This is a genomic window from Candidatus Hinthialibacter antarcticus (assembly GCA_030765645.1).
GTDB classification, from domain to species: Bacteria; Hinthialibacterota; Hinthialibacteria; order Hinthialibacterales; family Hinthialibacteraceae; genus Hinthialibacter; species Hinthialibacter antarcticus.
The window spans coordinates 30,022-53,990 of record JAVCCE010000063.1; the positions used below are offsets into that span (position 1 = coordinate 30,022).

Consider the following 23,969-nt stretch of genomic DNA (forward strand, 5'->3'; position numbering starts at 1 on the left):
TGAAGCATTTGATTGAATTGCGAAGGGGACGCACATTGTGACCGAAGTGGCTCCAGAACCGACAGTCGCTCCCGACGATGAAACTGTAGAAAAAGGGCCTCTTTTCGCCATGCGGCAATTGCAGGCGGAACTAGAGTCGCGTTGCGGCGATTTGGAGAATGAAGACGATCCGCCCAAAGAAGCGGAGCCATTGCTGGATAGTTTGCAATTGCTGCGTCAGATGAATGATTGGGTCGATAAGATGCCCGAGTCGCGCATTCGCGAGGCGTTGATTTCGATCATTAAACAATTGGAGCCTGTTTTGTGCGGGGAAGACGATTCTCCCGATGCGTCTATTTTAGAGGGCGCGGTTCGCGCATTGGGCGTTGATGTTGAGATCAGTTCGGACCGTATGACCGCCTTTCTGGTTCAACCCAAAGTGTTAGCAAGATATTGGTCGCCGGAGACAATCGCCGAAGCGATTGCTGAAAACGGCGTCGCGCATGGAATTGATGCTAAAGCTCTTGAGACGCTTTTTAACAAAAAATTATTCGACCGCCGCGTGAAAGTCGCGCGCGGCAAACCGCCGATTGCCGGGAAAAATGCAGTCATTGAAGACCCGCTGAAGTTGTTGGCGCGGGCTGACATCGTTGGTAAAGCCGTCGGCTCGAGGATTGACTACAAAGAACAGACCATGTTTCGCCCGGTACAGGAAGAAGACGTGTTGCTTCACAAAATACCGGCGGACCCTGGCGTAGCGGGTATGGATGTTACCGGAGAAGATATCCCCTCGACGCCGGGGTTGGACGCAGATTTTCCTCAGAACTCGAATTGCAAACTGTCGGAAGACGGTTTATTTCTTCACACGGCGATGTCGGGTTGCGCATACATGAAAGACGGCAAACTAAATGTTGTCCCTGCGTTGAATATTGATGGAAACGTTGATTTTTCTTCGGGCAATGTGAAGACGCCCGTCGCAGTCCAAATCAAAGGCGATGTATTAACGGACTTTCGCGTGGAGACAGACGGTGAAGTTGCCGTTTCCGGCGTTGTTGAAGGCGCCGTGATTCACGCGCAACAATCGATTTTATGCAACCAGGGCATCGAAGGAAAAGACAAAGCGCGCATCAATGCCGGCGCGGACCTGAAATGCAAATATATTAAGAACGCATATGTTAAAGCCGAGGGCTGCATTAATGTTGACGGTGAAATTATTCAATCGGAAGTCCGCGCCAAGCGCATCCATTGTGAAGGCAAAGACGGCTCTATTATTGGCGGAAAAATATTTGCCTGGGATGATGTCTGCGCCAAGGTGATTGGTTCTGATATGGGCGTACGGACGGAGATTACGCTTGGCTCGGAACTAACCGAACTGGAAGAGCGCCAACACCATTTGGCGGGCCAATTAAACCACAAGCAAGAACAAAGAGACAAACTCGTCGAGGCGAAATCAAAGTCTGGCGCGGGCGCGGCTTCACAGGTTGATGAAGAGTTGCAAGCGGAAATTGATAAAGTTGGACAAGAATTAGAAGCGCTTGCGGCGACTCTCGACGGATGCAAGCGGGATTTTGAAGCAAGCCAAACTTCCATGCGTACCGTACGGGCGGAAAAAGATATCCTGCCCGGCGTCATTGTTCGTATTTTAGGTAAGGGCATTGAAATCAAGTCGCCGACCGGGCCTGCGACGATTACCTACTCGGATGGAAAATTAACAACATCGCCCTATCAGGAACGTGAACTGGATAGTGATGCGGAGGAAGAAGTATGAGTCCGCAAAATGACAATCGCAACGCGGTCGGCCAGAAGGCGCAGCAGCTGCGCGCTCAAGTTAAATTACAATCAATCAATCGCGCCATGCGAGACATGCAAGAAGAACGGTCTGAGTCGGACGTTGCGCAAGAGGAGCAATTTCTGCGTTTATTGCGCGACGGCGTTGCCGATGAAATTCGCAGCGCCATCATCGAAGCCCGCCGTGAAATTGAACAGCACCGTAAATTGGGGCGGCTTTCAACTCAAAGTGATGAAACCGCAACCGCGTTTGAATCAAAGGCGGTCGTGTTCTTAAAACAAAAAGAACTACTTGAAAAGCTGGAAGAAAATCTTGACCTGTTAAAAGCGCAGCAAAAAACTGAAAATACGGATCAATGTAAGACGGACATTGAAGAGTTTACGCAGCGTGCAGTCGAACAACGGAAAACATGCGTGGCGTTGGCCGAAGAGGTATTAAAACTGCGGAGGCGGTTTGACAATCAGGTGCGGCAGGACCGCCGGGCGGTCAGCGGCTTGATGCAGACCTTTCATACGTGTCTCGAGCATTTGCCACCCGCAAACCGGGGCAAACTCGAAGTACAAATCCGCGAAAAAATTAAAAGCGTTGATGTCACCACACAAATCAAAATACTGAACGCCATTATCAACAAACTGGCGATGAGTATTCCCTCAATCGCAATAACCCAAGTCGATAATTTATATGACGCCGCGCGGTTATCGTTTCGCGAAAAGAAGTTTAAACAAGCGTTAACCGAACTCGACCAATTGTTTAAGTTTAACAAACTTCACATTGACGCCCACCGTTTGCGCGCACAAATTTTTCACCATGTTCACAATACAATCGCCTACAACATGGAACTACGGATGATCGCGAAAATCCCCGAAGCGGGTGCGCGTGATTTTTATGCCTTGGCCCAAGCGCTAGAATCGACCACGCTGGAAGAAGCGTACGAATTTTACTTGAAGACCGCTGAGTTGGATTCGCGGTTGAAATATGTTGAGAAGTTGGGTGAGGTTGCGTATCGGTTGCGTCGTTGGGCGCAAGCGCTCAATGCCTTTGATCGGATTGTTGCCAAAAAACCCAACCGCGCCAAGACATTGCATAAACTCGGGCATTGTTATTTTGAAACGCATGTTGATGAGAAAGCGCTCGATTCACTGCGGGCTGCGATTCACTTGAAAGATGATTGTTCGACCTCGCATGTGATCTTAGGGCGAATCTATCGCAACCGGCGAATGTTAGAGCAAGCCGAATCCTGCTTCCGTTGCGCGGTGGACTTAGATTCTCATGATCCTGAAAGCCGCTATTGGTTGGCTTTGTTATTGTATGACGCTGGAGAGACAAACGAAGCGTTGATTTTTGCGCAGCTGGCTTTTGATATGGAGCCGGTGCGAGTTCGAAACCGCATATTACTGGCGAAATGCATTGCCGATTCAGGCAACCACGAGAATGCGCTGGCGATGCTGGACGAGTCATTGGAAGCCGGGTCGCCGTCGCTTGATCTGCTTCTTGCTTATTCAGACATCTGTCGCCTCGCTGGTCAGGTGTCCAAAGCGGTGGACGTATTTGAGCCTGTGCTGAAGCGCTTTCCCCGGCATCCACAATTGCGCGCGGAATTTGGCTTATTACTGCTTGATTCAGGGCGTTTTAAAGAGGCTGCCCCATATTTAAACCCCACCGGGACAATAAAAGCGGCCTGACCGTATGAATTTTTTGGCTTCGCAACCAATGTCCGGCTATTCTTACGTAGCGGGTTTCGTGTTCTTGTCTCGAACCTCAATCCAATTCTTTCACCAACCAATTCTGGAGAATTTCATGTCATCTTTAATCCGTTGTTTATCTATTGCTGGATTTTTGATCGTCGGATATTGTTTTATCTTTTCAACTGACGCCATATCACAGACGGCTGAGAAGCCGTTGATTGACGAAGACGCGCAGTCGCTATTGAAATCCGTGGTCCGTTCTTTTGGCGCTGCAAACAACGGACGCATTCATGTTGATAGCGAAGTGACTTTTAGAATGCAGGGGATGGAAGATAATTATACAAAAGAATATGTCTTCGCCTGGGAACGGCCAAATAAATTTGCATGGCGCACTGGCGCGGAAACAACCGGGCCGAGCGTGATCTCAGACGGTTCTAAACTATTTCACTATATTGAATCTACCTCTGCGTATGTCGAAAGCGACGCGCCCGTTTCCTTGGCTGAACTCGATTTGTTCCCAAATGACGAAGACCATATTCAAGGCGTCCGTAACCCCGAAACTATCTATCATGATTTTTTGTTGGGCGCTGACCCGTGGAAAGAACTCACGCGCGGCATGAAGTCGATTACCTTTGAGCGCGACGATTCAAATGCGGAGGGCGTACATACCATTCGGCTCGAGCGAGAAGATTTCGCATACACGTTTTGGGTGAAAAAGGGCGATGCGCCTTCGCTGGTGAAAATCAAACCGGAATGGAATGATTTTATCGCACAAGGCGGAATTGCGGGTTCGGAAGGATTGTCGATTGAGAATGAAATTCAGCTGAGCGATTGGCAACTGGGTTCGCCCGTCGATCCGTCGGTGTTCCAGTTCACGCCCGGCGATGGAATTCGTAAAGCAGCGTCGTTAGACGATGCGCTGACGCCTCCACCGCCGCCTGCGCCTGATTTCTCGATTCAACTGATGGATGGCGGCGAATTCAAATTGTCTGAGTATAAAGGCAAGAAAGTTGTCGTGTTGGATTTTTGGGCGACATGGTGCCCGCCGTGCCGCGCTGCAATGCCTGTCATGGAAGAGATTGCGGAAACCTATAAGGATGACGTGGTCATTTTGGCGCTCAATCAACAAGAGCCGGCTGAGACGGTCAAGAGTTACCTGAGCAAGAACGGGTTTCACCCCATGGTTGCGTTAGACGGCGGCCGGGTGGCAGGGCTGTATGAAGTCTCTGTGATGCCGACGTTTGTGATTATTGATAAAGAAGGAATGATGCGCGATTACATTCCGGGCTTCGACCCGGACATTGAAAAGCGAATTCAAGCGCTAGTAGATTAATATACAGGTTGAGTCTGGCGCCTGTTTTCTATTGTGCTGTTTTGTATTGGCGTATTGTCGCGGGAGTACATAGGTTTAGCGCGGCAGGGGAGCGGAGGTGAGACTAGGGGTCTCATACTTCGGGTGTGGTTACGAGACCCCAAGAGTCTTCTTTGCGGCGTCGCGTGAAACTTCGACGCCTTCAAATTCGCCGTTTTCCATTTTTTCTTTTGCGCGCGCTACGGCATCTGCGCGAACATTTGGTTCCGCTTGCGCGGTTTTTACCAACCGACTGAGTACGCCGACCTGACGGGCGCCTGCAGAAATCTCGATGCGGTCGCTTGCGGTTGTCGTCGAAGTGGTTGCTTTCGCTTCTGACGAAGAACCTTTGGCGACATTGCCTCGATCGCCGACTCGATTAGGTTGGTTGGCCGTGGAATTAATCCCTACGATATCAACCATTTTATCCTCTCCTGTATCGACCCTCAAAATTCGTATAGATCAACAAAAATTACTCTTTAGGCCACCCATTCTAGCACCATTTTCAAGTGGGTCGATAGGATGATTGCTATAAGTATCGACGGTTCAAATACTAAACTTGAATTTTCTTTCAAAAAAATGCATAAAAAACGCATAAAAAGACAGATGTTTAGGTATGGCTTTATAAGTATAGAGTTTAGTGTGCATGTCTTGGGAGTTCATGTGACCTTGTTGTGCGTAAATCATTTATTATCAATTTGTTATTCTCTGTTTTCTTTTTGTGTCTGCACAATAGTAGGCAAGCGGAGATGTATAGGGATAAAAGGCCAAGCAACTCAGAATCCACAAGTAATTGCCCTAAACCGGGCTTAATTTGGGATGGAGGAAAATACCACTGTAATAAAAATATGCCGGAGATTGTTAATACTAAGGCGCTCCAGTGCTTTTGGTTCCAGGATTGAATCAATAAATGGGCGCAGGGGAACAGTGTCCAACAAAGCGTATACCCCGCAAGCCGGGGTGGGACGAGTAAGACCGCGAGCAGCAGCGCACAGAACAGCGTGGGGGAATTGTGAGAGCGATCTGCGTGTTCATGTTTTCGGACGGAGACGATCAAGGCCAAAAAAATAAGCACGGGCGCCAATGGCGTCAAAATTGGGACGAGCCACGCTGCGTCAATCAGTGGTTGATAGAAATAGGTGTGGGCGAAGGTGCGCAGAATGAACGAGGTCAGCGAAATGTTGTACACGCTTTGGACTTGCTCATCCCAGTGGTAGACCACGGCGTCGCTTTGAGTAAAAGCAAAATAGTGGGCCGTCATGCGCCAATCGAGCGCCGCAAGAATCGCGAGGCTCGCGATGCAAATCGCCAACGAAACAAGAAACCGTTTGTTACGACGATGGAGTGGATACAGCGCCAGCAGGAACGGCGATATCTTCATAAACGAACCGAGCGTGATGAGCGCAGCGGCAAGCCCTTTTCGGTTGGTCGACCATGCCCACAATCCAGAGAGAACCAGCGTTCCCTCAAAGACGGCGACGTTGCCTGCTGCAAAGTCCAGTCCGATTGGATGAAACGTCAGCGCCGCGAAGTTCATCAATCCCAGCGAGAGAATGGAGACCCGCGCCCGCATCAGTTTGAGTGACGCCAGCAACATGATTTGCACCGTCATGCATTTGAGGGTGAACCACACAAACGAGGCGGTGAATAAATCGAGATAAAAAAGCGGCGTTAAAATGCGCAGAAAAAGCGGAGGGTAGAGAAATAAGAGGCCATGATAATCGGCGTCGGTAATCAATTGTCCCGCTTGTTTTAGGGAGTCGGGATCGTAAGGGTTGCCGCCAGCGAGTAGGGCTTTGCCTGCCACGTAGTATGCGCCGAAATCCCACTGAAGATTGACTAACTCCTGATAGCGCCAAAAGATGGCGGCAAAGCCTAACAGCCCAGCCAGGGGGAGCCAGGCTGAGGAGATCGGGGCGCAGAGATACACCGCCGCTGATTGAACGATATGAGGAACCGGCTTGCGCGTCATAGACATAGGCTGCGTAGATCCAATCGGAATTCAGCGGCGATGCGATTGCGCAGCGACCAGAGTTGTTTGTCCAGTTGGTCGAGCACCGCACACCCTTGCGCGGCTTCTTCTTCGGAGGGAGGGAGTTCGCGCGCCAGCTGGTTGATATGCAGCAAGAGAGTTTCATAGTGTTGATACCCATGCAACAGGGCGCCGCGGACGTCTTTTAAATGGCGGCGCTTTCGTTCAAGCCAGCGATGAAACACCAAGTCGCCCCGCAATAAATCCAGAATGAACTCTTGAACGTTATCGGTTTCGGCCACCGGGTTTGGCGGCCCGTCCCCGGAGGGCGCTGGTTTAAGCGCAATCACATTTTTTCGAGGTTCGATCGAGGGCAAGTCGTGTTGGATGGAATCGACCATCTCGTGAAAGGATGCGCAACTCTGGAACGACAAGGTGATGGGCGGCGTCAGGGCCAGGTCATCGTCAATTGGCGCCTCATCGACGAAAAAATCTTCCAACGGGACATCGTCTTGGCGTTTTACTGATAGCGGCTGTTGGTTGTACTCGTTCTCGAGCGTTTCATATTCACCGGGAAATTCAACGGCGTCGAACAGCGCTTGGGCGCCGATGCTTTGAATGGTTTTTGAATCGAGCAGATAACGGAGAAACAGGTCTAAAGTTTGAAGCGTTTCTTTCCAGTCTGATTCACTGCGCGATTCAATCCGTTCAAAGTACCACACGCACAAAAAGTCAGAGATCCGTTGCGGCGTAAGTGAAGATACGTCGTTCAAATAGTGATAGGCGTGATATTGAATGAGAAACAGTTCCGCGTTGGCGAGGCGCTGTTCGGCCTGACGGGCGGAGACGCCGCCGTCTAAAAGATGAAAATGAAACGCATGGAGAATCTCTTCCATCCGTTCAATTAACTCATATTCATACGCCCGTAAGGGGTCGTTGCTCATGGCGTCAGCTTTCGCGCGTCTCTGGTTCCAGACATTGTTACAAATCTGGCGATAAAAATCCATTTCAACAGGGCAGAATACTCGTCGAAACCAGCGAATGCATGATATTGTATATGTTGTTGTGGAATTAGGAGATTTTTTTGATATGGTTCGATTTTTGTTGTTCGTTGCATGTCTCGTCTCAGGGCTGCCGTGTCTCGCAGCTGAACGAAGCGGGAGTCTCTCTCAAAACGAAACCTGGTCGCTTGCGGAATCTCCGTGGATGATTACCGACGATCTCACCATTGAAGAAGGCGCCACGGTGACCATTGAGCCGGGCGTCGAGGTCAAACTGGGCGCAGGCGTTTCGATTGAAGTCTTGGGCGTATTGAACGCTGTCGGCGAGAAAGACGCGGCGATCTCTTTTGACCGGGCCGGCGCCCGGCGCTGGGGCGGCGTCTCATGCGAAGAGCCGAACGGCGGCGGCCGCTTTGTTTATTGCGATATTCGTGACGGCGACAATGTGGGCAGCGGGCGCATCGGCATGTTCAACGTGATGGGTAGCGCTTATCCGGTCGAAATCATGAATTGCACATTTGAAAACTGGCCGGATGACTTCAACCGCAAAGCCATCCACATGGAAGACATCATCGACGTTCATATCAGCGGTTGCTATTTCGGCGAGGGCGCCAACGAAGCGGTACATGGCTCGAACGCGGCGGCGCTGGTTGAGTATTGCACCTTCGCGCGGCGCTATGACTATAGCGATGCGTTAGACATCGGCGACACCAAACGCCCGGGGCCAGTTCCTATCGTTCGCAAGAACGTGTTTCTTGGCAGCGACGACGACGCTATCGACCTCGACAATTGCGACGCCATCGTTGACGGCAATCTGGTGATGAATTGTCGCGGCGGCGGCAATGACCCTATCGGCATTTCGGGTGACGCAGGGGCGGAGTCGATCATCACTAATAATATTATTATCAATTGTGAGAACGGCATCGGGTTTAAGAACGGCGCCAATATTACCGTCATGAATAACACCATCATCGACTGCGACCGGGGAATCTGGCTGCATCAATCAGCGGCATTCGCCCAGGTGATTAACACGATTATCTGGGGGCGCGACGACCAACAAGCAGTGCGCTTGGAACGGGGATCGGGGATATCGGTCATTCATTCTATCCTGCATGGTTCCAGCGTGTATCCCGGCAGTGGAAATTCAAACCAATGGCCTGCGTTTGTTGATTATGAAGGCGGCGATTATCACCTCTTCCCCGGGTCTCCTGCGATTGCAGGCGGAGCGTCGGTAGACGATCTTCCTGATACTGATTTCGACGGGCGTCTGCGGCGTAATCCCATCGACATTGGCGCCTATGTCTTTGATGAATTTTCCGCCTGCTGTAACTGGCTGCTGCATTAAGCCATTCGTTACAACGGGCGCCGATCATCGTTAACAGATTATACGATCCCACCGGATGAGGTCTGCTGACATGCGCTGCCTTTTTACACTTTCTGTTTTCGTTGCGCTGATGGCAAGTTGCGCAACCAATCCGCCTGTCATAATCAATGGCCCGCAGTTGTTGCCAGTTGATGAATCAAATAATCCCCTAGTTTCAGCATTCATGGATGAGTTTCGTCAGGCAATTCAAACCAAGGACGCCGATTGGGTGATTGCCCATTTGGATGAAAACGTTTGGTCGTCGTTCGGCGGCGACGGCGGCATTGATGAATTTATTGAACACTACAAACTGCGCGAGCCGGATTCGTTTCTCTGGGATGTTATAGAAACAGTATTCGACCTGGGCGCCACATTGGGGCGTATCAGAGACGAACTTCATTTTACGGCGCCCTATGTTTTTTCGCGCTTTCCCAAAGATTATGACGCATTTTTTTATTCTGCGGTGATCGTTCCTGATGCACTGATGTATTCTTTGCCGAACGATGCTTCTGATGTGATTGGAGCGTTAAATTATTCAGTTGTTAAAACCGCATTCAAAGAAGATCGGGGCGAAAAGCATGAGAACGGTTTTCAAAAAGTGGAAACCATTGATGGGCAACTCGGGTGGGTTCGAGATGAATACATCCGCAGCCCGTTGGAACATCGGATCGTGATAAAGGAAACGCCCGGCGGTTGGAAGATCACCGCTTTGGTCGAGGGAGACTAAAAATTATACGCAAGTAGTTCTTTGCGCGTGGGCAGCGATGGTTGTGCGCCCATGCGGGTGACCGATACCGCTGCGGCCTGTTGCGCCCAACTGATGGCGTTCTCGAGGTTGTACCCTTCCGAGAGTCCGACTGCCAGCGCGCCCGCGAAGGCGTCGCCCGCTGCGGTGGAATCAACCGCTTTGACCGGGTAGGCGGGGAATGAGCGCGAGCCGTCATTTGAAAGCAACACGCAACCTTCTTTATCTTTGGTGATGACCACGTTCTTCACGCCTCGTTGCAGCATGGCGTCCGCGCCGCAACCGCCGCAGGCGGAGGCCAGCGCATCGGCCTCGTGCTGGTTGGGCGTGATGTAATCAAGCGAACGCAGCAATTCATCCGGCAGACCGCCGCCGGGCGCCGGGGCGGGATCGAGAATCACTACTGCGCCGCGTTCGCGCCCGATCCGGGCGGCGTGAATCACGGTGTTTAATGGGATTTCGAGTTGCAGCAACATGACGTCGCCGTCATGGATCACGTCCCGCAGCGTATCAACATCTGCCAACGACAAGCGGCTGTTCGCTCCAGGCGCGACGGCGATGGAATTTTCGCCTGCGTTGTCGACCAGAATGAGTGCGGCCCCAGACGCCGCGTCTTTATCGGTAATGATATATTGAGTTTCGATGCCTTCGCGGACGTATGCGTTGATGTTGTCCTGACCGAATGCGTCGCCGCCGACTTTACAGAGAAACACGACATTGCCGCCTAATCGCGCCGCCGCGACCGCCTGGTTGGCGCCTTTGCCGCCGTTGGCTTGAATCAGGTCGCCGCCCAGCACGGTCTCGCCGGGCTTTGGCAATTTCGGGCATTTAACGACTAAATCCGTATTGGAACTGCCGATCACAAAAATTCGTTTCATATTCGTCCCCAAAATGATGCATAATCAATTGTAAACTGAATCGGCAATGAAAATCGAGCCGCGTGCGCCCCTTCAAGAAATACGCGGTTTTACCGATGATTAAACACAATCATACAATATAGGATGTGATATGGATTTTCTCGCGCTGCAAGACGGTTACCCGACGATTCAAGAATTTGAAACGCTGCAAAACGACGCGCTGTATCAGGAACTTTGCCAGTACAGCGATACGTTCGTTGAAAAAAATCCTCAGGCGTTTGGGTATTACAAAACCAAGTGGGGCGACAACCCGGTGCGCCATTGGTCGCGCCAGTGGGAATATCCATTTATTTATCAGCGGGTGAATGCGTTTTTGAAACCCAAAAGCGGGGAACCGCTATCGGTGTTTGACGCAGGGTCGGGGCTGACGTTCATGCCGCATTATTTTTGCCATTTGTATGAGAACCTTAACGTCGAATGCGGCGACAGCGACCAGCAGACTTGCGCCGACGCCCAGGGGCTGAATCCGCCGGGAAGCGAGCGCGCGCGTTACAGCGTTCAGGACATCAAGAAGACGACGTTCGCTGACGCACAGTTTGATTTGGTCTACTGCATTTCGGTCTTGGAGCATTGCGGCAACCCGACCGAGATCATTCACGAATTCGCCCGCGTACTGAAGCCGGGTGGGCGGCTGGTGTTGACGATTGATATCTCGTTCGACGGCAACAAAGACATCGCCCCGCACTTGGCGGCGAAGATGATTCAGTTACTCGAGACCCAGTTCACGCCGGACGCCGATTACATTTCGATGCTGAAAAAATTCCACCCGCAGCAACACCTGACGACAAACTATATCAAAGAGAAATACCCCGAACGTACGCCCTGGCAGCCGCCCTACTTCTTTTCGCTGTCCGTCTTCGGCATGTGCTTTGTGAAGAAGTGAGGTTGTTTGAGATAACTCAGTGATATAATAAGTATGATAAAAACCCAAGGAGTTTATTATGTCTGAACGCTTCACGGTGATTGTTGAAGAAGGCCAAGACGGCTATTTGATTAGCGAGGTTGTCGGTTTGCCCGGCTGCCATTCTCAGGCGCGAACACATGATGAATTAATCGAGAGAACGAAAGAAGCAATAGAACTCTATATTGAATGCAAGGAGCCTTTGGAGCGTTCGCGTTTTGTTGGCTTACAAGAAGTCGAGGTTTAGGATGCCGAAGTTTCCGGTACTCACTGCAAAAGAACTAATTCCTATTCTGGATAAACTTGGATTTGAGTGTAAACGTCAAAAAGGCAGCCATATGTTTTTTGAACATCCTGATGGTAGGACTACAGTGATTCCTAATCATCCTAGTGAAAAACTTGATAGAGGCCTATTGGTAAAGATCGTGAAAAAAGATTTGGAATTGGACCGGGACGAGTTTTTGAAGTTGGTTTGAATTTAATTATAGGTAAATATGGATAAAAAAATATGATAAATGAACTGGATTCTATCATTCAGCTTTCATTAACAGAAATGTGTGAATTTATAAAAGGCAATAAATGGATTGGAAGAGAAGGAGAAGTTATATCTTTATATGTGTTGGGATTATTGCAGCATAAGTTTAAAACAGGTACTTGTTTCAATGATCCAACTCAAATAGGGATAGAAGTTGCGGTGAAGCAAATTGATAAAGATGGTAAAAAGAAGGTCAATAAAGATAAGGTCAATAAAGATTTAGTTATTTGGAAAAAACCGCGTGAAACTTGCTTTGATAATGATATGAAGCCCGTTAAAAGTCCGATATCAATCATGGAATGGAAAGTTCGTCATCATGACGAAAAATACATAAGAAAAAAAATAAAAGACCACCAAAAGGATATAGATTGGTTGATACGTTTTTCAAAAGGAAAACAAGATTTTGTAGGTTATGCTGCATATTTCGATTTATATAATTCAAATGTTAGTTTGAAGGTATGTAAAATAGAAAATAATTCAAAAAAAGAAGATTGGTTTGTTTACCCAGACGCATTGTAGGGTGGAGTAAATGAAATGAATTCCACCATCGGATATAGATAAGTTTTCATTGGTGGGTTTCACTTCGATCAACGCCACCCTACTTGATACGCATTCGCTTGCCTTAGGTCTCGAATCGCAATGAGAGACCGCGTCGAATTGCTTACAACAAACATTGAAATAATTGTGTATTTCATTCCCCCTCAAGAACCAACACCCAGTCATTGCCGCGGCCTGAAGCGGAACAGGGCGGCGTGTAGGTCTGGAAACCCAGGTTTTCGGATGTGTGGATGTGGTATGACACGCCATAGCGCGGGTCGAACCAGGTTTCTTTCACGCGCGGTTTTTTGATGACACTGCTATTGACCGTAAACGGTTCGCCATAAGGCGTGTAAACAAACGCAAACGAACCGTCGCTGGCGTGAATGCCGCGCACTTTGGCGCCGCCTGAACGGGGCGCGTCAACGATAAAAGAATTATCAGAAACCAGTTTGCGAAAATCATAGGACTCGAACAGTTTTCTCAAGTGTTTCATTTGAAACGCGCCGGGATGGTCGAGCGCATCGCGCCAATGAATGTTGGCGTCAATGACGGCGCCGCGTCCGGGCGCCCACATTTGCCAGATATTGTTGTTGCCGTAGGTGTGTCCGCAGGCGCCCGCCATCATCGCCCAGTAGGCCGCCTGGCGCGAGTCGAAATCGTCAAAGCGGTCGTAACGGTTCCAATCTTTGAAATAGAAGCCCGCGTTGATGCACTCATAGCGCGGCTCGCCGTCGAGGGTCGGCTTCAGCGGCGTTTGCGCGAGGTCATGTTCAACGAATAATCCGGTGTCGTGATTATGAGCGGCGTGAGACGACTGAATCATGTTGAAATCCAGCCAATCTTGATTGTGTACTTTTAATGATGATTGTCCCGGCCCACGGGGGTGGAACGTAATCAAGTGTGCGCCGCCGTCGCCTTCGCGCAATCCATTCGCCATTGCTGAAATGATGTCGAGTTCTAAATCATTTTTGATTGTAGAGTCGCCGCCGAGAATCCAGATGATGGGTTTGTTTTTGTAGCGCTTGCCGAGATAGTTTGCATAAGCACGGGCGTTTTTTACCGTGAAAATTCGATTGTTGTTGTCCCAATAACTGCCCCAGGTTGGCAAGAATCCTACGACCAGTCCGAGTTCTTCCGCCTTATTCACAATGAAGTCGACGTGTTTAAAATAGTCTTCATTGGGTTGTGCGGGGTCGCGGTTGATGAGGGGCAGATGTCCATAGGCGTTTGCTTCTTTGAGATTGCCCAATTGCGGATACGCAACCGCCTGGATGACGGTGAAGCCTTTTTCCGCGCGGTTGTTTAGATAGAGTTCCGCCTCTTCGCGGTTGAGACGATGAAAGAGTTCCCAGGCGGTGTCGCCGATGTAGAGAAACGGATCGCCGTTTTCGTATTCGAGGTAACGATTGTTATCTGCAACGCGCAGGCGGTTCAGTTCTTGGGCATATCCCGTTGATGAAATAAAGCCAAATGCGAGTACAAATAATATAGATGCAATAAATCCAAGACGACTTTGAGCAAGCATGGATCCGTCCCCATTCTAAAAATCTGCGAGTCAATAATGATATCATTTTTTAGGATTGTCTTAAAGAGGCAGGCGGTCGACGCGTGAAATCAATCAGGCATCTCAAAAAATATGTAATGTCATTGCACACGGCGCGGGCGCATCTCTCTTCGCTTCGGCGCGGTCTTTCAGGCCCTTTTGCACAGGCGCTCCCAGAGATATAGCTGCGCCCGCAAAGGGCTGTCATTTTTTGATATGCCATAATACGTTTTCGCAATCAAAATAATGACCATCCATCAATGTAAGTCCTCACTTACATGATGAGCCATAAAAATATGGTGAATGGTGAAAAAAAACGGGTGGAAGTAACCACCCGTTTTTGCGTTTCGGTAATGCAATTGTCTACGCCGCTTCGCGGCTGACTTCGCGGGCGATCTGCTGAATGGGGATGTTCGGCTGATCGTTATGAATCGCCTCAACGATAAACTGGGGCGGATGCCAAATTGAAGGCAAACCGATGTTGCCCTTCTTCACCAGTTCACGTTTTACCCACCACAACCAATCCATGTATTTAATTTTCATGTTATAGGTCGGCAAAACCTTCAACATCATTTGGGTGAATTTAAATATGTACGGATAACTGGCGAACAAGTGCGCGCATTGGCCGATGCGTTCGATCAATTCGCGGTTCTCCAGTTTGATGCTGGGCGCGAGGCTCTCGTAATATTCGCGGGGGATCTCTTTCAAATCGCCAGAGAAGCCGTAATCCTGCTCGCACATCTCGCCGAGTTTTGTGCCGGGATAGGGCGCAAAGAACGAGAACAAGTTGATGCGCGTACGGCAGCGGATATTCAACTCAACTGTTGAAAGCGCGGTCTCAACCGTTTCGCCGGGAACGCCGAACATATTTTGCCCGATGACGTGGATGCCGTGTTGATAGTATAAGTCGCAGGCTTTGATGACCTGCTCGGTTGACATGTTTTTCGCGAGGATTTTGCGGCGCAGTTCATCGTCGCCGCTTTCGATTCCCATCGCGACGCGGATGCAGCCCGCATCGGCGAGCAGCCGTGCTTCTTCCTCATCGGTGAGGTCGGCGCGAATGTTACAGATGAAGGGCAGGCCGATTTCTTTGCCGTAGCGCGGCAGAAATTCGCGCAGCCAGCGGCGGTTTAAAATAAAGGTGTCATCCTGAAACGCGATGTACACCACTTTGTACGTTTCTTTGAGCCAGCGCAGTTCCGCGAGTACGTTTTCGGCGCTGCGTTGGCGGGTCCAACGACCTTCCTGAATGTCTCGTGAGACGTGGTTGAAACAAAACGTGCAGTCATAAGGACAGCCGCGTCCCGCCATGATGTAGCCGGAGCGTTGCTTCCAAACGGAAAAATCACGAATCAGTTCCCGATCCGGGAAGGGCAGCGCGTCGAGTTCTTTTTTATTGAGAAACGGGCGCGCACTGTTTTTAATGATCTTGCCATTCACATTGAAGTGCATGGTGTCGATGTGGGTATAATCGCGGTCTTCTTGCAGCGCGGTGCAGAGTTCCAACGTGGGGAACTCGCCTTCGCCAATGCAAATGGCGTCGACGCCTTCTTCTTCAACCATCTTGGGGAAGAACTGCGGGTGCGGGCCGCCGACCAAGGTGAAGCAGGGGTGGGCGGCTTTGATCTCCCGATTGACGTCCGCATAGCGCGGCCACGTACTGGTTGTGACCGAATAAGCGAGCATGTCAGGTTGAAGTCGCTGGATTTTTTCTACATAATCAGGGCCGTCATCAATGTTGATCGACGAAACGGTATGTCCATGTTCTTTCAACACCGCAGAAATGTACGATGCGCCTAAAGGCTGGTGGCTTAATATGATATCGTCGAAAACAAATGTGACGTGCATAAAACGCTCCTGTGTTGGGTGTATCATATACCCCGCTACGTCTTGATTGTAGAGTAATTTAAGCGGTTGGATCAAGAGGAAACTTGACTGAATTTATAATCTTTATATTGACAGCAATCGCTTTCACGCTTGGGCTGATGCCAATCGGGGACGCGATTCTGAAAAAAATCGGCCTGGGCGAGGCAACGGACAACCGCGCGTTCGCCTGGGGAATCGGCGCTTTTGTCTTGACGTATGTTTTGTCAATATTGGGGTTGATTGGGTTCTACACGCCGACTGTTTTATGGGGATTCTGGGGCGCTTGTCTTCTGATGGGCTTGCTGCAATTGCCCCGTTGGCTTTCATCCATCTTTCGCGCTAAAGAATTACGCCCGTCTGAATCGGGCTGGACCTCGGTTGCGTTGCGCATCGGGACCGGCGTCATGCTGCTGGTGATATTGAGCACCGTTATGACGCCGGAGACGCGCCATGACCCCTACGACTATCATCTCAGCGGGCCGAACCAATACATCCTCGCCGGGCAAGTGGTCGAGCTGCCGTGGCATGTATTCACCTATATGCCCAAGAATGGCGAAATTTTATATGGATTGGCGCTAACGGTCGGCAATGACAGTTTGGCGAAATTAATTCACTTCATCTTCGGATGCTTTATTCTGCGCTTGCTCTACGACTGGCTCAAACGGGAACACGGGTATGAAGCGGGACTGATGGCGGCGTTTTTGGCGGCGAGCCTGCCCTTGCTGGGGTTTGTCGCCGTTAGTGCATACATCGACCTGATTCGCGCTTTCTGGGAACTGCTCGCGCTCTATTGCCTCTATCAACTTTGGGTCGAGCCTGCACCCAATAAGCGCTCGATTTGGATGGTGATTGCAGCGCTGTTCGCAGGGATGGCGGTTGCGACCAAGTATGTGTCCGGCGCAGTATTTTTCCCGCCGTTTGTTTTGCTCTACTTAATCACGTGGTTCAAATTTCGAAACGATTTGCGATGGCTGCCGCTTCTTGGCGGCGTTGTTTATGCGCTTCCGCTCGCGCCCTGGATGTGCTTAAACGGGTCATGGACGGGCAACCCGCTCTATCCATTTTTGCCATCACTGTTTGGGATGAACACCCCTAGCGCACAGGAGGCGTATGTCTTCTTCAAAAATCACGCGCCGCCAGTGGGTGTGTATCAAAACGCCGGGACATTGTTGCAGTATTTCGCTCACCGTGTTTGGATGTTGATGCTGGAAGGCAACGCGCTCTTTCTGATTGGGATCGCTGGATTGCTCGCAGCGCCCTTGCGCTTGAAACAACAAGGCGAGGTTCGCGAACTGCCCCGCTTTGTCTATTGGGGACTTGCGATCTATGTCAGTGTTGCAACATTTTTGTTCTTGGCGTTATGCAACAATGACGACGGGCGCTTTTTTCTATCGGTGTTACTGATCTTATCCATTCCCGCGACGTTTTTCTTTTTTGATTTACGACGACGTTTGGATGTCGTCTCCAACTGGGCGCCCTACTTGTTGCCAGTGATTGTATTTCTGATTTTGATGAATGGATTGGGCTATCGCAATGCGCAAATCTCGGCGCAACGCGAATCCATGTTGCCAATTCTGACCGACGCGCAACGTCATGTTTGGCTTACGAACCGCTTTCAGCATTACCCCGTCATTCGTTGGGCGAACGACAATCTGGCGCCGGACGCTTTTGTGATAGGGTTGGGGTATCCCTTACGGCGAAAATGCGCCGCCCGTTTGAAGTATGGTTATTTTCCTTTTGCGCAATCGCTTGATGCGCCGTCAGCGGACGAATTGGCGCAAGCGCTGACCGAGGCGGGCGTAACACATATTTATGAACCGTTCATTGAAGTGAAAGACGGCGTTGAGTTGTCCATCCTAAAAGAACGCCATCTCGAACCGGTGTTTACGCATCGAGGTTCGACGTTGCATCTGCTGAAGCCATGAGCGAACGCTGGTTAATCATACGCAACGGCGCCGTTGGAGATACGGTGTTGTTATCAAGCGTTATTTGTGCAATCAAAAAACAGCACCCGGACGCCTGGATCGAAGTGATGGGAGTCTTAGAACGCGTCGCGCTGCTGGTCGGCGACGGGCTGGCGGATTGCGCCGTTTCCGCTGAGCGTCCCGGCGTGGAGTCGCTCTACGGCGAGGGCGCATTGCACTCTGACTTGTTTGATTATTTCGCCGAGTTTTCGCATATCCTGATTTATAGCGCCGCCGCGTCACAGCAATTCGTCAATCGCTTAAAGGTGCGTAACGGGCAGTGGGTGTGCGCCTATCCAGCGCTGCCGCAAGACAACGAGCAGCATATTACTGACTTTTATCTAAATCCGCTGCGCAAAATGCTCGGTGATGAAACCCCGCAGCCCGTGATTCATTTATATGAAGAAGAAAAAGCCAACGCACGCGAAGAACTCTCCAAATTAAGCGTACAAAAAGGGCGCCGTTTGATCGGCGTTCATCCTGGAGCGGGCGGTCCCGCCAAACAGGCGTTGCCAGAGAAATTTTTGCAAGAGGTTGATACCATCCAAGGAGATAAATGCTTGCTGATCGTAAAAGGCCCGGCGGATGAGGACGCTGTCGCAGCGCTTGTAGAGCGATTGCCGAATGGGATGGAGCATCATCTTCTCGATCAACGCCCGTTGCGCGAGTTGGCGGCGTTGTTGTCACAATGCGACCAATTTATTGGCAACGACAGCGGGGTGACGCATATCGCCGCTGCGCTGGGCGTACCGACAAGTGTATTCTTTCTCGCCAGCGACCCCGCCGTCTGGGCGCCGCCGGGGGAGCATGTTCAGGTGATGAAAATTTCAGACTAAAAAGCAGCGAATGCAATCAGCGCAACAAAAGCGCCGATAGATGCGCTTAAAATCATGATGCGGATAAAGATCAATTCGCGCAAAATGCCTTTCATCAAAATCGTGTTTTGTTCAGTTTGCGGTTCGGCTGTCATTTTGTATCCCCTCAAATTGGTGTACATAGACCTGAATTGCTCAATTCGACCATAATAATAAAGCAGAATAAAGCAGAATATTGAACTAACGGTTTTAAGCCTTTATTGGCAGGCGGGTTGTGCTATGATTTTCGTCTGTTCGGCGACCAGCTGCCGGACGCTTCATTCACCAACTTTTCGGGGCGCTAGCTCAGCTGGGAGAGCACTACCTTCGCAAGGTAGGGGTCGAGGGTTCGAGTCCCTTGCGCTCCAATTCTCTCCACCCGATTCAATAAAATCAACCACTTACGTAACATGCCCCCCGCAATAACTACTTAAAACTACCCAGTTCTCGGGCACTTTTGGCGCGCGCGCCCGACTTTTCCGAGATATAATCTCGGGCGCCTAGTTGGCATTCGTTTTAAGGTGGGTTATCGTTGCCCCATAAATAGAACGGCCCGACGAAGCGTATAAGCGCATCAACGGGCCTAAACACAATACGAATGAAAGGTTCGTACCATGTCATAGCCTCATTCTACCCGTCTGTCCGATTCAAACAAGAAGCAGCGCCGCACAAACCGCATCATCGACACAATCTGAACCGCCCGTCTTAATTGCTCCTCCGTAACTAACTATTTATATATAGACCATTCGATCACGCCGGACGCAGGGGCGTTCATTCGCGCCATGCGAACCAGGCCCGCCGAATCTTGGGCGGGTTCCCAAAAGACAATCGCCGGCGCTTGGTCGGCGTCGAGCCGCATGACCACCAAACTTTGATAACGGTCTTCAGGGCTTTCCAAAACCGTTGTGCGCTGCCATTCCGAAAACGGCTTGGTTGCATAACGCACGGCTTGCTTGTCAGAATAAGCGATATGCGGGCGGGAGTCTTTATCGAGCGCTAGCGAAGTCGATTTGCGCGCATCGCCGAAGCCGAGCATGACGTATTCGAGGCGATCAACGTCTTCGATTTCCCACTGGTCGCTATTCAACACGCCATAGCGCACGGTGGCTTTGGTCTTGTCGGCGTCGTCGAGGTCGAGCCAAGCAATATGGGGGCGGTCCCAATGGTCGAGCGCCAGAGTGGGAAAGCGCCCTCTTGCTCCGCCAGTGACGACAGTGGAAATTTGCCAGCCCTCATCAATTTTGACGGCGTACTTCAAGTCGCCGTCGGTGGTCCATCCGGTCGATTCGCAATAGGCGATGTGGGGACGCCCCATGCTATCAACGGCAATGGAAGTATTGAGTCCATACATGAAGCGTCCGCTGTTGGGGATATTGCGTTCGTAAGTCCAGTTGTCGCCGTCGAAGAATCCGTATTGCAGACACTCGACCGCGCCGAATTGCGAGGGGAACACCGACGCCTGATGGACGCCGCCTTCGGCGTCGATGGCGAGCGAATTGTCCCAGCCGTCATGGCTGCTGGGCGTATCAATCGGCGGCGTCTGCAGTCCACCGTCGGGAGCGACGATGACGTGCGAAGGGTTTTGCAGGTCATGGTCGTGCCAGGCGATGTGAGCGTCGCCGTTGGGCGCAACGCGGATATCACCCGGGCCGTAGAAGTAACCCTCTGCGACGGTGACCGGGTTCCAAGGGCCGTTAATCGAATCGGCGTGGGCGTGCCAGACGACGCCGTTGGTTTCTTCGGTCATGCCCATGATGTGGATGGCGCCGTCGGGGCCAAAATCGAACGACGGTTTGACGCCGTTTGCGATGTCGGACATCGACCAATCGTCAGCCAGCATTTCTTCATCGCCTGCGTCCGGCGCCAGCGTAACGACAAGGCGCGGCGTTTGATCTTGGTTGCTCGCGCCTTCTTTGCTAAAGAAGTGGCGCACGTCCAACGTGTTGCCGGGGTCTTCGCGCAGCATCAGCGTGATGACGCCGTCGCCGTTGGCTTCGGTCTGCACTGCTGCCGCTAAGTTAGGCGAGTGCCAAGTGTCGTAGGCGGGTTTTTCGATGCCGATGGTGATGGCGTCTGATGAATTCACCGTCTGCGGCGCAGGGCGGTTTGGTCCGTTTATTGTTGCTTCGCTCCAATTATCATCTGGGATGAAGTAGAGCGAAATCTCTTCGGGACGCGAACCGTCGATACGGGTAAGGCGTAGTTCCGCGTCTGCGATGACGCCGGAAATTTCTGACAGGTCAAATTTAAGGTAGATCCAATACTGCGCCACCGGGCAGATTCCCAGCCGGGCGTTGTTGCCTTTTAACTCGGTGCTGCCGAGTCCAGCGATCCATGAGTCATCGCTGGGGGTGATGACCATTTGTTGCGACTGTGCGGTGAAATTTGCGTAAGTAACGAATAATGAAATAATTGCTGCTATCAGTACGAGTCTCATTGCTTCTCCTCATTTGCAAGCGGTTTGCTATATGAGTCGAAGAAGTAACAGGATTATTACAAGTTAATTCGATAAAAGATTAGTTTCACTTTTCCTTTAAATTGATTGCGTGCGCTGATTTTCATGAGTTATACCCCTTGTATATAGTGTATTAACAGATGCATTCGGCATGGGTGCAACTCTGCTCGCTTCAGTGCGGGCTTTCAGGCCCTTTTGCACAGGCGCTTCCAGAGTTGCATCCATGCCTTATTTGGTTTGTCAATTTTTGATAGGCCGGAATACGTTTTCCTAAACAAAGTTATGGCTATCCATCAATATAAGTACTCAATTACCGGAAAACCGAATTTTACTTAAATGCCAATGGCGCATCATTGTGTTCGTACAGTTAATATGAGTGAGATTCAGGTTGACGCGGTTCTCTTTCTTGCAATATGAATTGGTTTGTGAAATCATCATTGCTATCCAGTATGGAGGAGTCAACATGAATCGTAACGGGTTTTATAAAACATACAGTTTTGCCTTTTGTGTTCTATTTTTTATTTCGTTTGCTTGCGTCCCATTGGTGGTTGGCGGCGAACTTGACGCAACCTACCCGCCTTCGGCGACGCTTGATCAAATTAAAGAAGTTATCAAACAAGCGCCAAAAGGCCATCCGCGATTGATGATGAACCCAAGCCGTCTTGATGAATTGATCAGACAAAACAAAGACGACCCTCGTTTTCAATCACTGAAATCTCTCGTGATTCAACACGCCGATCATTGTATCGGCCTACCGCCGGTTGAGCGTGTGCTGCAGGGCCGACGCCTGTTGGGGCAATCGCGCGAATGTTTAAGACGAACTGTTTTGCTCTCGATGGCGTATCATCTCAGCGGCGATATGAAATATGTCCAGCGATGCGAAAAAGAAATGCTGCAAGCATCGAGTTTTCAAGACTGGAACCCAAGCCATTTTCTGGACGTTGCGGAAATGACGCTGGCAATGGCGATTGGATACGACTGGTTATACAACCAACTCGAAGACGATACGCGCCAGACGGTTCGTGAGGCCATCATACAAAAAGGCGCGTCGCTGCCATTTACGACTAAACACAAAGGGTGGGTGAAGTCGACCAATAATTGGGGGCAGGTTTGCCACGGCGGCTTAACGGCGGGCGCACTCGCTATTTTAGAAGATGAGCCGGAGTTGGCTGCGAAAACAGTGCACAACGCTTTGCAAAACGTGACGAGGTCGGTCGAGGTTTATGACCCGAAAGGCAGTTATCCCGAAGGCCCGTCGTATTGGTCTTATGGAACCAGTTACAACGTCGTATTGATTGAAGCGTTAGAGAGCGTGTTGGGTTCAGATTTTGGGCTCAGCAAAGCGCCGGGGTTCATTGAGACGGGACAATATTTAAGCATCGTGACCGGCCCGTCGGGACAAACATTTAACTATTCAGACGGGGGATCAAGACGAGGCGCTGAAGCGGCGGTCTTCTGGTTTGCGTCCAAATTTAATCGTCCTGATTGGGCGGTAGGCGAATCTAAACTTTTAGACGAATTGATCACTCAATCAAAAAACACCAGCCGGGGAGACCGCTTCTTGCCTTTCACGTTGCTCTGGATGCAAAAGCAACCAAACAACACGTCAATGCAGGCGCCCTTACACTGGGAAGGCGGCGGGCATGTTCCGGTTACCGTCCATCGTAGTTCCTGGACTGACCCCAACGCCGTGTTTGTCGGAATGAAGGGGGGAGCGCCAAGCGCGAACCACGGCCAAATGGATATCGGCTCATTCGTGTTAGACGCAGACGGCGTCCGTTGGGCGGTTGATCTTGGCGCCGAGTCTTATCACGGCATTGAGGCGCGTGGAATGAATTTGTGGGACCGCTCGCAAAATTCTGACCGATGGACAATTTTTCGGCAGCAAAACAAAGGGCACAACACGCTTGTGATTAACGATCAATTGCAAGTCGCTAAAAATAGCGGTGACTTCATGCGCTTTTCTGATGCTGCTCAAGCCCCGTTTAGCATTGTTGATCTGAGCAAGGTGTATGAAGCCCAAGCCCAATCCGTCAAACGCGGCATCGCGATGACTTCATCAAATGAAGTTCTGGTCCAAGATGAACTGACGGGTTTGAAGCCCGGCGCAAGCGTTCGCTGGGCCATGATTACTCCAGCCAATGTGGTCAAGAAAACAGATGCGGCGCTGGAACTACGGCAAGCGGGCAAATCTTTGACATTGACGAACATGACTTCTGGAGAACCTGTAGAGTGGCAAATCGTCGATATTTCAAAACCGCCGAATGAATGGGATTCAGCGAATCGCGGCATGACGATGATCGTACTCAATGCACAAGCGCCTCAAAATGGTAAAGTCAATTTTGCTGTGTTGGCGACGCCAGGTTCTTGTTCTCAATCGGTGAAAGGCTCATTAAAACTGAGTGAATTGAGCGAGTGGGGAAAGTAACGGATTCGTAATAAAGTAATATTTAAGATTGCCGTTTATTTTAGAGGCGGTAGAATGGAGGTAGATTGTTTTTTTTGATGC

Annotated in this window: 20 protein-coding genes and 1 tRNA gene; 13 read left to right on the forward strand and 8 right to left on the reverse strand. The window is 50.5% G+C overall.

Going from position 1 to position 23,969, the window contains the following annotated elements; translation table 11 throughout:
- The first annotated feature begins 37 nt into the window (after positions 1 to 37).
- The 3 genes from P9L94_15270 (at position 38) to P9L94_15280 (ending at position 4,786) form a co-directional block, all read left to right on the forward strand.
- Positions 38 to 1,747, forward strand: coding sequence for a FapA family protein (locus P9L94_15270; protein MDP8245444.1), 1,710 nt, complete (start codon positions 38 to 40; stop codon positions 1,745 to 1,747).
- Complete coding sequence (locus P9L94_15275; GenBank protein MDP8245445.1) at positions 1,744 to 3,450, forward strand: CDC27 family protein; 1,707 nt, start codon at positions 1,744 to 1,746, stop codon at positions 3,448 to 3,450. The genes P9L94_15270 and P9L94_15275 overlap by 4 nt, the downstream gene beginning before the upstream one ends.
- Before the next feature lie 115 nt (positions 3,451 to 3,565).
- A complete protein-coding gene (locus P9L94_15280; protein ID MDP8245446.1) occupies positions 3,566 to 4,786 on the forward strand; it encodes a redoxin domain-containing protein in 1,221 nt (406 codons plus the stop codon).
- A 129-nt stretch (positions 4,787 to 4,915) separates the two neighbouring features.
- On the opposite strand, the gene P9L94_15285 is transcribed toward P9L94_15280, so the two are convergent.
- The 3 genes from P9L94_15285 to P9L94_15295 form a co-directional block, all read right to left on the reverse strand.
- Positions 4,916 to 5,227, reverse strand: a complete 312-nt coding sequence (locus P9L94_15285; protein ID MDP8245447.1) for a flagellar biosynthesis anti-sigma factor FlgM — start codon at positions 5,225 to 5,227, stop codon at positions 4,916 to 4,918.
- 214 nt (positions 5,228 to 5,441) lie between these two features.
- Complete coding sequence (locus tag P9L94_15290) at positions 5,442 to 6,782, reverse strand: glycosyltransferase family 87 protein (protein MDP8245448.1); 1,341 nt, start codon at positions 6,780 to 6,782, stop codon at positions 5,442 to 5,444.
- Complete coding sequence (locus P9L94_15295) at positions 6,773 to 7,720, reverse strand: hypothetical protein (GenBank protein ID MDP8245449.1); 948 nt, start codon at positions 7,718 to 7,720, stop codon at positions 6,773 to 6,775. Before P9L94_15295 ends, P9L94_15290 begins: the two co-directional genes overlap by 10 nt.
- Before the next feature lie 145 nt (positions 7,721 to 7,865).
- On the opposite strand from P9L94_15295, the gene P9L94_15300 reads away from it, so the two are divergent.
- Positions 7,866 to 9,122, forward strand: a complete 1,257-nt coding sequence (locus P9L94_15300) for a right-handed parallel beta-helix repeat-containing protein (protein ID MDP8245450.1) — start codon at positions 7,866 to 7,868, stop codon at positions 9,120 to 9,122.
- A gap of 70 nt (positions 9,123 to 9,192) precedes the next feature.
- The gene (locus P9L94_15305) at positions 9,193 to 9,867 is read left to right on the forward strand and encodes an SH3 domain-containing protein (protein MDP8245451.1); all 675 of its coding nucleotides are present in this window, start codon (positions 9,193 to 9,195) and stop codon (positions 9,865 to 9,867) included.
- Here P9L94_15305 and rbsK read toward each other — a convergent pair.
- Positions 9,864 to 10,763, reverse strand: a complete 900-nt coding sequence (rbsK, locus tag P9L94_15310; protein MDP8245452.1) for a ribokinase — start codon at positions 10,761 to 10,763, stop codon at positions 9,864 to 9,866. The genes P9L94_15305 and rbsK overlap by 4 nt on opposite strands.
- 130 nt (positions 10,764 to 10,893) lie before the next feature.
- Here rbsK and P9L94_15315 point away from each other — a divergent pair, with 130 nt between their 5' ends.
- From P9L94_15315 to P9L94_15330, 4 genes are read left to right on the forward strand one after another with little or no spacing between them, the layout of a single operon-like run.
- Positions 10,894 to 11,685: a methyltransferase domain-containing protein gene (locus P9L94_15315; protein MDP8245453.1), complete on the forward strand. Its 792-nt coding sequence runs from the start codon at positions 10,894 to 10,896 to the stop codon at positions 11,683 to 11,685.
- Positions 11,686 to 11,743: 58 nt separating this feature from the next.
- On the forward strand, positions 11,744 to 11,950 hold the full coding sequence (locus P9L94_15320) for a type II toxin-antitoxin system HicB family antitoxin (protein MDP8245454.1): 207 nt from the start codon (positions 11,744 to 11,746) through the stop codon (positions 11,948 to 11,950).
- Position 11,951: 1 nt separating this feature from the next.
- Positions 11,952 to 12,179: a type II toxin-antitoxin system HicA family toxin gene (locus tag P9L94_15325; GenBank protein MDP8245455.1), complete on the forward strand. Its 228-nt coding sequence runs from the start codon at positions 11,952 to 11,954 to the stop codon at positions 12,177 to 12,179.
- 32 nt (positions 12,180 to 12,211) lie between these two features.
- Positions 12,212 to 12,757 (forward strand): hypothetical protein, encoded by a 546-nt coding sequence (locus P9L94_15330; GenBank protein MDP8245456.1) that lies wholly within the window; start codon positions 12,212 to 12,214, stop codon positions 12,755 to 12,757.
- Positions 12,758 to 12,929: 172 nt separating this feature from the next.
- On the opposite strand, the gene P9L94_15335 is transcribed toward P9L94_15330, so the two are convergent.
- Together P9L94_15335 and P9L94_15340 are read right to left on the reverse strand one after the other, a co-directional pair.
- Entirely contained in the window at positions 12,930 to 14,303 is a 1,374-nt protein-coding gene (locus P9L94_15335) for a glycoside hydrolase family 140 protein (GenBank protein ID MDP8245457.1), read from the reverse strand.
- A 381-nt stretch (positions 14,304 to 14,684) separates the two neighbouring features.
- Positions 14,685 to 16,169, reverse strand: a complete 1,485-nt coding sequence (locus P9L94_15340; protein MDP8245458.1) for a radical SAM protein — start codon at positions 16,167 to 16,169, stop codon at positions 14,685 to 14,687.
- An 83-nt stretch (positions 16,170 to 16,252) separates the two neighbouring features.
- Between P9L94_15340 and P9L94_15345 the strand changes: the two genes are divergently transcribed.
- Positions 16,253 to 18,112 (forward strand): glycosyltransferase family 39 protein, encoded by a 1,860-nt coding sequence (locus P9L94_15345; protein ID MDP8245459.1) that lies wholly within the window; start codon positions 16,253 to 16,255, stop codon positions 18,110 to 18,112.
- On the forward strand, positions 18,109 to 18,987 hold the full coding sequence (locus P9L94_15350; protein ID MDP8245460.1) for a glycosyltransferase family 9 protein: 879 nt from the start codon (positions 18,109 to 18,111) through the stop codon (positions 18,985 to 18,987). The genes P9L94_15345 and P9L94_15350 overlap by 4 nt, the downstream gene beginning before the upstream one ends.
- On the opposite strand, the gene P9L94_15355 is transcribed toward P9L94_15350, so the two are convergent.
- Positions 18,984 to 19,121 (reverse strand): hypothetical protein, encoded by a 138-nt coding sequence (locus P9L94_15355; GenBank protein ID MDP8245461.1) that lies wholly within the window; start codon positions 19,119 to 19,121, stop codon positions 18,984 to 18,986. The genes P9L94_15350 and P9L94_15355 overlap by 4 nt on opposite strands.
- A 179-nt stretch (positions 19,122 to 19,300) precedes the next feature.
- On the opposite strand from P9L94_15355, the gene P9L94_15360 reads away from it, so the two are divergent.
- A tRNA-Ala gene (locus tag P9L94_15360) sits at positions 19,301 to 19,373 on the forward strand.
- 359 nt (positions 19,374 to 19,732) lie between these two features.
- Here P9L94_15360 and P9L94_15365 read toward each other — a convergent pair.
- The gene (locus P9L94_15365; protein MDP8245462.1) at positions 19,733 to 21,442 is read right to left on the reverse strand and encodes a DNRLRE domain-containing protein; all 1,710 of its coding nucleotides are present in this window, start codon (positions 21,440 to 21,442) and stop codon (positions 19,733 to 19,735) included.
- Positions 21,443 to 21,923: 481 nt separating this feature from the next.
- On the opposite strand from P9L94_15365, the gene P9L94_15370 reads away from it, so the two are divergent.
- On the forward strand, positions 21,924 to 23,888 hold the full coding sequence (locus P9L94_15370) for a heparinase II/III family protein (GenBank protein MDP8245463.1): 1,965 nt from the start codon (positions 21,924 to 21,926) through the stop codon (positions 23,886 to 23,888).
- Positions 23,889 to 23,969: the final 81 nt, after the last annotated feature.